Consider the following 9194-nt stretch of genomic DNA (forward strand, 5'->3'; position numbering starts at 1 on the left):
AGCGCTACGATCCGGCGACGGGCAGTTGGAGCCCCACCAACAACCTGAGCACCGCGCGCTTCATTCACACGGCGACGCTGCTGCCTGACGGCACGGTGCTCGTCGTCGGCGGCTATGACGGCAGCGGCTACCTGAGCAGCGCGGAGCGGTACGACCCGACGACGGACCGCTGGAGCCCCACCACCGGCAGCCTGGCCACCGCGCGCTACAGGCCCACGGCGACACTGCTGCCTGACGGCACGGTGCTCGTCGTTGGCGGCTATGGCAGCAGCGGCGTGCTGAGCAGCGCGGAGCGGTACGACCCGGCGACGGGGAGCTGGAGCGATGCCGGCAGCCTGGCCAGCGCGCGCTACTGGCACACGGCGACGCTGCTGGCGAGTGGGCAGGTGCTGGTCGTCGGCGGCTATGACGGCAGCGGCTACCTGAGCAGCGCGGAGCGGTACGACCCGGCGAGCGGCAGCTGGAGCGATGCCGGTAGCCTGGCCAGCGCGCGCGACTCCCACACGGCGACGCTGCTGGCGAGCGGGCAGGTGCTCGTCGTCGGCGGCAGGGACGGCAGCGGCACCCTGAGCAGCGCGGAGCTGTACGACCCGGCGAGCGGCAGCTGGAGCGCCACCGGCAGTCTGGCCAGCGCGCGCTACGTCCACACGGCGACGCTGCTGCCTGACGGCACGGTGCTCGTCGTCGGCGGCATAGGCAGCAGCGGCGAGCTGAGTAGCGCGGAGCTATACGACCCGGCGACGGGGAGCTGGAGCGCCACCGGCAGCCTGGCCAGCGCGCGCTACGGCCACACGGCGACGCTGCTGCCTGACGGGCAGGTGCTCGTCGTCGGCGGCTTGGGCAGCAGCGGTCGCCTGAGCAGCGCGGAGGTGTACGACCCGGCGACGGGCCTCTGGAGCGCGACCGGCAGCCTGGCCAGCGCGCGCTACTGGCACACGGCGACGCTGCTGGCGAGCGGGCAGGTGCTGGTCGTCGGCGGCATAGGCAGCAGCGGCTACCTGAGTAGCGCGGAGCGGTACGATGTCGGCCTCGGCTTCGATCCGACCTGGCGCCCGACGATCACGACCGCGCCGATCACCGTGGCGAGCGGCCCGATCGCCCTGAGCGGCAGTGGCTTCCGGGGCATCTCGGAGGCATCCTCGGGCGGCGCGAACAGCTCGGCCACCGGCTACCCGCTGGTGCAGCTGCGCGCGCTCGACGGCGGCCTGACCCGCTGGCTCAGCCCAGACCCGGCGGCGGGCTGGTCGGACACCAGCTTCACCAGCCAGGCGCTCGGCACCTTCCCGGACGGCTACGCGCTGCTGACGGTCTTCGTCAACGCCATCCCCAGCCAGAGCGTGATCATCCAGGTGGATCAGACCGCGCCGACGGTGAGCCTCACCAGCGCGGCGCCCAACCCAACCAACGCCAGCCCCATCCCGGTGACGGCGACGTTCAGCGAGGGCGTGACCGGCTTCACCGTGGACGACATCGTGGCGGGGAACGCGACGGTGAGCAACTTCGTGGCGGTGAGCGCCACGGTCTACACCTTCGACCTGACGCCGGCGGCCGACGGCGCGGTGACGGCGGATATCGCCGCCGGGGTGGCCACGGACGCGGCGGGGAATAGCAACAGCGCCGCGACTCAGCTCAGCCGGACGTACAGCCCGGTCGCCCCGATCACCCGCATCTACCTGTCACTCGTGATGGTGCCGACACCGCCGCCGGCCCTGCCCGACCTGGTGGTCGCGCAGATTAGCACGGCGGGCGGGCAGCTCTCCGTGACCATCGCCAACCAGGGGGCGGCGGCCACAAGCGAAGCCTTCTGGGTGGATCTGCTGATCGCCCCGACCCGCGCTCCGACCCAGCTCAACGACACCTGGGACGCGCTGGGCACGCGCGGGCTGACCTGGGGCGTCACCGCGCCGCTGGCCCCCGGCGCGCGGATCACGCTCACCGTCGGCGACGCCTACTACCGCGCCGACTACAGCAACCCCGGCGGGCCGATCAGCGCAGGAACGCTGCTCTACGCCCACGTGGACTCAGCCAGCAGCGCGACAACCTACGGCGGCGTGCGGGAGACGCACGAGCGCGACGGCGGCCCCTACAACAACATCCTCGGCCCGGTTCCTGCCACGACGGCGGTCAACCTGACGACGCTGGCCGGGGCGGCGCCCGCCGCGCCCGCCGCCGACCTGCCGCCGCGTTAGGATTGCAGATTGTAGATTGCAGATTGCAGATTGAATCTGCAATCTGCAATCGGTAGTGGCCTCATATGTGATGGCGGTCATTCTGAGCGAAGCGAAGAATCCCGGTCGGGACCCTTCGCTTCGCTCAGGGTGACATTCGCGAGAGATCCTCTCCCCTGCTTCGGATCGCGGCAAGCGGTGATTGGCTCAATAATCTCAATAAGTGCTGTTTGCTGCAAGAAAACTGTCAGAAAACGCTCTCGTACATCGCTTGAAAGATAGCGGTCAAATTTGCTCCGCAAAAGCACTGAGGTTAATTCGAGCGTCGTTGCGTCTGAAACAAGCACGATTCCACCTGCAAGTGCGGCATCTACCGCTTGGCGCGGGACGGATTGACGAAAAAGTGCGGCGCTAACGATGGTATTTGTATCAATAACAAAGCGACTACTCATGTTCGCTCAGGATTTGATTAAGGATTTCAGGTGTTAATCCGCGAGTTTGCGCTTCGTCGCTCATTTCATCCATAATGTTTTGCAGCGTTCCCTCCACAGGCATCGCGGTTGCACGGAAAAGCAGGCGTACAAGTAATTGTACTTTCCGCCGCTCTTCTTCCGTTGCCGCATAATATTTTGCCGCTGTTGCGGTATCAACAGGGATCATAATCGTTGCGTTACTCATCATGCACTCCTTGCTCGCCCTACTTCATATGTGTACTCTCCGAAAGAGAGTATAGCACGTTTGTTTGTGATATACTACTCCTTTTTCTCTTTCGCGGTAACGCAGTCGCCCTGATCGGTTTTTTGGCCGAAGGGCGGCGCGCCTGCGTTCTGACGTATACTATATGAGAAAGGAACTCACGGATCATGAGGGGGCAAGTCAGGCTACGTTACCCATCGCTTCCTGATGTGCTTGACCTGTCCTCTGTCCCCTGTCCCCTGTCCCCTGTACCCTTGTCTAAGAAAGCAGACCCATGTCCCAGAAGACAGACTACGATGTGATCGTCGTCGGCGGCGGCCACAACGGGCTCACCTGCGCCGGCTACCTCGCCAGGGCCGGCATGCGCGTCCTCGTGGCCGAGCGCCGGCCGATCGTCGGCGGCGCCGTCTGCACCGAGGAGGACATCCCCGGCTACAAGATCGACGTCGGCTCCTCCGCGCACATTATGATCCACCTCACCCCGGTGGTGCGCGACCTCCAGCTTGAGCAGCACGGGCTGGAGTATATCGACATGGACCCCTACGCCTTCTACCCGCTTCCCGACGGCAGCGGCTCGATCAGCTTCTACCGCGACACCGAGAAGACCATCGCCAGCATCGCCACGGTCTGCCCGCGCGACGCCGAGGCCTACCGGCAGTTCCTGGCCTACTGGACGCCGCTGAACGAGGCGGTGTTTAGCGCCTTCCTCAACCCGCCCTCTACCGGGCGGCTCTTCGGCAGCGTGGCCGCCGTGGTGCCGCGCATGCCCGGCGGCCTCGCCGGGGCCACCGAGGTCAGCCGCAAGCTGTTCTCCAGCTACGCCCAGCTGATCAATGAGACCTTCGAGAGCGAGGCGATGCGCTCGGCCATGACCTGGCTGGCCGCCCAGAGTGGCCCGCCGCCGGACGAGATCGGCGCCGGGGATTTCTTCGGCTGGCACGCCATGCTGCACACCAGCGGGGCCAAGCACCCGCGCGGCGGCAGCGGCATGCTCACCCAGGCCATGGCCCGCAGCCTGAAGAGCATGGGCGGCGACGTGGCCCTGGACGCGCCGGTGAAGCGGATCATCGTCCATGGCGGGCGCGTCCAGGGCATCGAGACCGAGGACGGCCAGAGGTACAGCGCGCCGATCGTCATCTCCAACGCCCACGTGCTCACCACCATGCTCAAGCTGGTCGGCGCCGAGCACCTGCCGGGCGACATGGTCCATCGGCTGAACAACCTGCGGGTCGGCAACGGCTTCGGCATGACCGTGCGCTGCGCCGCCGAGGAGCTGCCCGACTACCTGGCCGCGCCCTCGGGCGGGCGGCCCCACGAGAGCCACCACGGCCTCCAGCTGCTCAGCCCGAGCATGGGCCACGTGCGCCGGGCCTACGAGGACTACATCCAGGGCAACCCGGCCAAGGACCCGGCGGTGATCGCGATGACCTTCTCGGCGATCGACCCGGACGTGGCCCCGCCCGGCAAGCACACCGTCTTCCTCTGGGCGCAGTACTTCCCCTACGAGCTGAGCGGCGGCCGCCAGTGGGACGATATCCGCGAGGGGGTGGCCGACTCGGTGCTGGAGGTGCTCTACCGCTACGCGCCCAACATGCGCGGCAAGATCATCGACCGCTATGTCCAGACGCCGCTGGATCTGGAGCGGCGCCTCGGGCTGCTGCGGGGCAATGTGATGCACCTGGAGATGAGCTTCGACCAGATGTTCATGTACCGCCCGCTGCCCGAGCTGTCTGGCTACCGTACCCCCGTGCGCGGGCTCTACCTGACCGGGGCCAGCACCCACCCGGGCGGCGGCGTGTTCGGGGCCAGCGGCTACAACACGGCCAAGGTGGTGATCGGCGACACGCGGCGCCGGCTGTGGGCGCCCCTGGCCCTGGGCGCCGGCGCGCTGGCCGCCGGGATCTGGGCCGCCGGCCGGGGTGGCGAGCGATCACGATAGGGCTGCCGCTAGGCGGGGGTGTGGGGGTGGCTTCGCCACCCCCACACAAAAGCAGGGTCTGGGGCTTCGCCCCATGCGTATCAAGGTAAGCCCACATTCTCCTCTTGTTTTGCGGAAATATTGCCAGCGAAGCTGGCAATATTTCCGCAAAACAAGCACGGTTTTTAGGGCGGCAGCCCTAGACGTGATGCGCATGGGGCTTCGCCCCAGCAGGGGGTAATATGAGCGGGCTACAATGAGCCCACAGTGCCTATGGTCAATTCCTGTGGGGCATCACCCCGACGCCCCACAGCACACTACCGATATGTCGTACCTATCGCGCCGAGCGACGCTTGCACTGCTCTGGCTCCTCGTTGTTATGGAGGTGTTCCTCGCCTCCTACTTTCTGTCTACCCCTCAGCTCATCTTTCACCGGATCTGGGCGCTGATCTTCATTCTGGTCTTCGCCGTCGCCCTCGGCTTCTACTGGCGTGGATACCAGTGGCCGCGCTACATGGTGCTGGTTGGGGTCAGCCTGGGCGCCGGCATGATCCACACCGAGCCGTACGTGTCGCAGGTGTTTGCGGCGGCTATACTGTTGCCCCCGGTGCTGGCCCTGGTGCTCGCCGACTGGCGCTGGGTGATCCTCTCGGCGACCACGAGCTACCTCTGCCTGCTCGCCCGTGCGGGCTGGACGGGGGTCTACGCCGAGCCGTTCAATATTGGCCTCTCCATCGTGCTCGTGGGCGGCATGGCCCTGGCCCGCCATCTGACCGACATGGCGCTGGCGCGCGCCGAGGAGCAGCGGCTGCTGCTCGAGCAGGAGCGGGCCAGCCTGGCCGCCCGTGTGGCCGAGCGAACCGAGGAGCTCTCGGCGGCCAACGCCCAGCTGCGCCAGGCCAACCAGATGAAGGACGCCTTCCTGTCCAGCATCAGCCACGAGCTGCGCACGCCGCTGAATGTGATCCTCGGCAGCGTCGAGCTGCTTCGGGAGGAGATCTACGGCCCCCTCGACGAGCGGCAGCAGCGCGCCCTCGGCTCTGTGGATCAGAGCGGGCGTCAGCTGCTCGGCCTGATCAATGACATCCTCGACCTGGTCAAGATGGAGGCCGGCAAGCACGAGTTCGCCTTCGATATGGTCTCGGTGAGCGATGTCTGCTCCCAGTGCGCCCGCCTGATCCGGCCCGAGGCCGAGGGCAAGGGTATCTCAGTCACGCTGACGGTCGCCCCCGACGTGGGCCTGATCCCCAGCGACCCGCAGCGCATGCGCCAGATCCTGCTGAACCTGCTGAGCAACGCGGTGAAGTTCACCCCCGAGGGCGGCAAGATCGGCCTGCTGGCGATCCGGTGCGATAGCTTTGTGGATCTGACCGTGTGGGACACCGGGATCGGCATCACCGACGTCGACCAGGGGCGGCTCTTCCAGCCGTTCAGCCAGCTCGACAACCGGCTGGCCCGCCGCTACGACGGCACCGGGATCGGCCTGGCCCTGGTGTCTCAGCTCGTCGCGCTGCACCGCGGCAGCGTGTCGGTCGAGAGCGTGGCGGGCAAGGGCAGCCGCTTCACCGTGCGCCTGCCGGTGGAGCAGTAGGGGCGCGGCAGCGCCGCGCCCCTACTGCTCCACCGGCAGATCCTCGCCGATGAAGTGGACGGCGCTCTTGGCCGCCTCCAGGATGGTCATCAGGCCGCTGCCGGGGTGGACAGCCCCGCCGATCCAGTAGAGCCGGCCGGCCCCGCTGTGGCGGATGTGCGGGCGGAATGGCCCGAGCTGGCTCCAGCCGTGGGTCAGGTTGAACACCGCGCCCAGATGGGTGCGGAAGTCGTCGCGCCATGTCTCGGCGGTGAAGTGGCGCTCGGCCACGATGTGTCGCTCCACGCCCTCGTAGCCCAGCAGCGGCATGCGCGATACGATCAGGTCGCGGTAGCTCTGCGCCTTGGCCGCCCAGTCCACCGGGTAGGCGGTGTTCGGCACGGGCACCAGCACGAAGAGCGTGCTGTGGCCCTCGGGCGCGTTGGCCGGGTCGACGATCGTCGGGTTGCAGACGTAGAACGAGGGGTCGTCCTCATCGAGGACGGCGCTCTTGGCCCAGAGCGGGTCGTGGCGGCGGATGTTCTGCGAGAGGTAGAGCTGGTGGTGGGGCAGCTCCTCGTAGCGCCGGTCCACGCCCAGGTAGAGCATAAAGGTCGAGCAGGAGAAGTCCATCTTGGCCAGCTTGCGGTCGGTGTAGGGGCCGCGGGCGCCCTCGGGCAGCAGGGTCTTCACGGCGTGGCCGAAGTCGGCGTTGAGCACCACGGCGTCGGCGGCAATGCGCCGGCCGTCGATCAGCTCGACGCCGGTGGCCCGCCCGCCGGAGACGATCACCTGGCGCACCGGGCTGCTCAGGTGGATCTTGACGCCCAGGTCCTCGGCGGCCCGGCCGAGCCCGCTCGCCAGGGCGCGGAAGCCGCCCTCGGGGTGCCAGACGCCCTCGTGGAACTCTAGGAACGTGACCAGGCTGAACACGCTGGAGCAGGCCGTGGGGTGCATGCCGAGGTACTTGGCCTGGTAGCCCAGGGCGTAGATCAGGCGCTCGTCGTCGAAGAAGCGCTTGAAGTGGGTGTAGAGGCTCTCCCAGGGGCGGAAGGGCAGGGCGGCAAGGATCTCATCGGGGCGCAGGTAGCCCAGGGGCGAGCGCACCGGCTGGCCCAGGTAGGGGCCGTAGCCCACCACGTTCTTGCCCAGGTGCTCGATGTACCAGCGCTCGAAGGCCGCCGGCAGGTCGGGGCCGAAGCTGGCAAGCTGGGCCTTGAAGGCGGCGATGTCCGAGGTCAGGTCGATGTGGGTGCCGTCCCAGAAGCCGATGCGGGTGTTCGGGTCGAGCCGGGTCAGCTTGACGTAATCGCTGAAGCGCAGCCCGCAGGTCGCGAACAGCTCCTCGTAGATCCGCGGCACCTGGAGGATGGTCGGCCCGGTGTCGAACTGGTAGTCGCCCAGGCCGAAGCCGCGCATGCGCCCGCCCACGCGATCCTCGGCCTCATATATCTCCACCTCGTAGCCGCGCGCGGCCAGGCGCATGGCGGTGGCCATGCCCCCCGGCCCGGCGCCGACGATCAGCACTCGCTGGCCCATTGTCGCTCCTTGTATCGGATTGCAGATTGCAGATTGCAGATTACAGATTGGGCGCTGCGCAGCCCAATAAATCCAGTATACCAGGAGTCTGATCGGGCGGGCCGCCGTGGTATAGTTCGGTGGGTGTGACGTATGTTCCCGCACCGCAGCGCACGCAATGCCGTCGGGGCGGGCCTGCGTGCCCGCCCCTAATGCGCCGCATTGCCCGCATTGGCGAGATCAATGCGGGCAATGCCCGGCATTGCTGCGATGATTGGCGTTGTGGGCGGCCACCAGGGCCGCCCCGACGCGGTGACGATTCATTGCAGAACAATTCATTGCAGAACAATCCGCCGCACCCTAGTTCGGGCGAATTGCTGTATTGCGAGGAGAACCCCCTATGTCCGACACGCCCCACGTGCCCATGGTCGAGCTTGAGGCCGGCCTGGAGGCCATCCGCCAGTCGCCGGCCGACGCCGGGGCCCTGATGATGATCGTGCGCCGGCCGGATTCGGGCGCGCGCGAGGTGCTGGCCGAGGGCGAGCTGGATCTGGCCGATGGCCTGTCCGGCGACAACTGGCGCGCGCGCGGCAGCTCGCGCACCGCCGACGGCGCGGCCCACCCCGATATGCAGCTGACCCTGATCAACGCCCGCCTGCTGGCCCTGATCGCCGGCGGCGAGGATCGCTGGCCGCTCGCCGGCGACCAGCTGGTGGTCGACCTGGACCTCGGCGCGGAGAACCTGCCCCCCGGCACCCGGCTGTCCATCGGCGCGGCTGTGGTCGCCGTGACCGCGCAGCCCCACACCGGCTGCGCGAAGTTTCTGGCGCGCTTCGGCCGCGACGCCCTGGCCTTCATCAGCGCGCCCGAGGGGAAGCGGCTGAACCTGCGCGGGATCAATGCGAAGGTGATCCGGCCGGGGCGCATCCGCGTGGGCGATATGGTGCGCAAGCTCGACGAGCTATAGGCCTACTCGCTGGGCAGCGCGTCGCCCCACTCCGCATCCCTGGCCGCCCGCCAGCGCGCGCGGTCGCCCTTGGTGACGGTCTCTGTGCGCAGGCCCTCGGGCGCGCAGAGGGTCAGCTCGATCCGGCCGGGGCGGGCGACGGGCCGGCGCAGCACCCGCGCGCCGATCGGCGTCCCTGGCTCGCGGGCCACGGCCAGGTAGGCGAACTTCTCGTCCTCGTAGCCCAGCTCGGCGCCCTTGGCGGCGCGCTGGGCCTTGCTGCGGGCGATGCGCTGGGCGAAGTGGCACCAGTCGTCATCGGGCAGCGGGCACGCGCCCTGCTGCGGGCAGGGCGCGACGATCCAGGCCCCGGCGGCG

8 protein-coding genes are annotated in these 9194 nt (G+C 68.0%); 4 read left to right on the plus strand and 4 right to left on the minus strand.

From position 1 onward, the window contains the following. On the plus strand, nucleotides 1-2189 hold a 2189-nt coding region (locus K2Z83_RS10710; RefSeq protein ID WP_220595176.1), incomplete at its 5' end, for a kelch repeat-containing protein. Nucleotides 2190-2266: 77 nt separating this feature from the next. On the opposite strand, the gene K2Z83_RS10715 is transcribed toward K2Z83_RS10710, so the two are convergent. After that, nucleotides 2267-2620 (minus strand): putative toxin-antitoxin system toxin component, PIN family, encoded by a 354-nt coding sequence (locus K2Z83_RS10715; protein ID WP_220595177.1) that lies wholly within the window; start codon nucleotides 2618-2620, stop codon nucleotides 2267-2269. Next, entirely contained in the window at nucleotides 2613-2846 is a 234-nt protein-coding gene (locus K2Z83_RS10720; RefSeq protein WP_220595178.1) for a hypothetical protein, read from the minus strand. The genes K2Z83_RS10715 and K2Z83_RS10720 overlap by 8 nt, the downstream gene beginning before the upstream one ends. A gap of 292 nt (nucleotides 2847-3138) precedes the next feature. On the opposite strand from K2Z83_RS10720, the gene K2Z83_RS10725 reads away from it, so the two are divergent. Together K2Z83_RS10725 and K2Z83_RS10730 are read left to right on the plus strand one after the other, a co-directional pair. Next, complete coding sequence (locus K2Z83_RS10725; protein ID WP_220595179.1) at nucleotides 3139-4803, plus strand: NAD(P)/FAD-dependent oxidoreductase; 1665 nt, start codon at nucleotides 3139-3141, stop codon at nucleotides 4801-4803. A gap of 304 nt (nucleotides 4804-5107) precedes the next feature. Further along, a complete protein-coding gene (locus K2Z83_RS10730; protein ID WP_220595180.1) occupies nucleotides 5108-6373 on the plus strand; it encodes a sensor histidine kinase KdpD in 1266 nt (421 codons plus the stop codon). A gap of 21 nt (nucleotides 6374-6394) precedes the next feature. Here the strand turns inward: K2Z83_RS10730 and K2Z83_RS10735 are convergent, their stop codons facing one another. Beyond that, nucleotides 6395-7891 carry an NAD(P)/FAD-dependent oxidoreductase gene (locus tag K2Z83_RS10735; RefSeq protein ID WP_220595181.1) on the minus strand — a complete coding sequence of 499 codons (1497 nt, stop codon included), beginning with the start codon at nucleotides 7889-7891 and terminating at the stop codon, nucleotides 6395-6397. A gap of 379 nt (nucleotides 7892-8270) precedes the next feature. On the opposite strand from K2Z83_RS10735, the gene K2Z83_RS10740 reads away from it, so the two are divergent. After that, nucleotides 8271-8837, plus strand: coding sequence for an MOSC domain-containing protein (locus K2Z83_RS10740; protein ID WP_220595182.1), 567 nt, complete (start codon nucleotides 8271-8273; stop codon nucleotides 8835-8837). A gap of 2 nt (nucleotides 8838-8839) precedes the next feature. On the opposite strand, the gene K2Z83_RS10745 is transcribed toward K2Z83_RS10740, so the two are convergent. Further along, nucleotides 8840-9194 (minus strand): small ribosomal subunit Rsm22 family protein (locus tag K2Z83_RS10745; protein ID WP_220595183.1); only part of this gene is annotated, 355 nt, incomplete at its 5' end.

It is taken from the genome of Oscillochloris sp. ZM17-4 (assembly GCF_019599295.1).
GTDB lineage: Bacteria > Chloroflexota > Chloroflexia > Chloroflexales > Chloroflexaceae > Oscillochloris.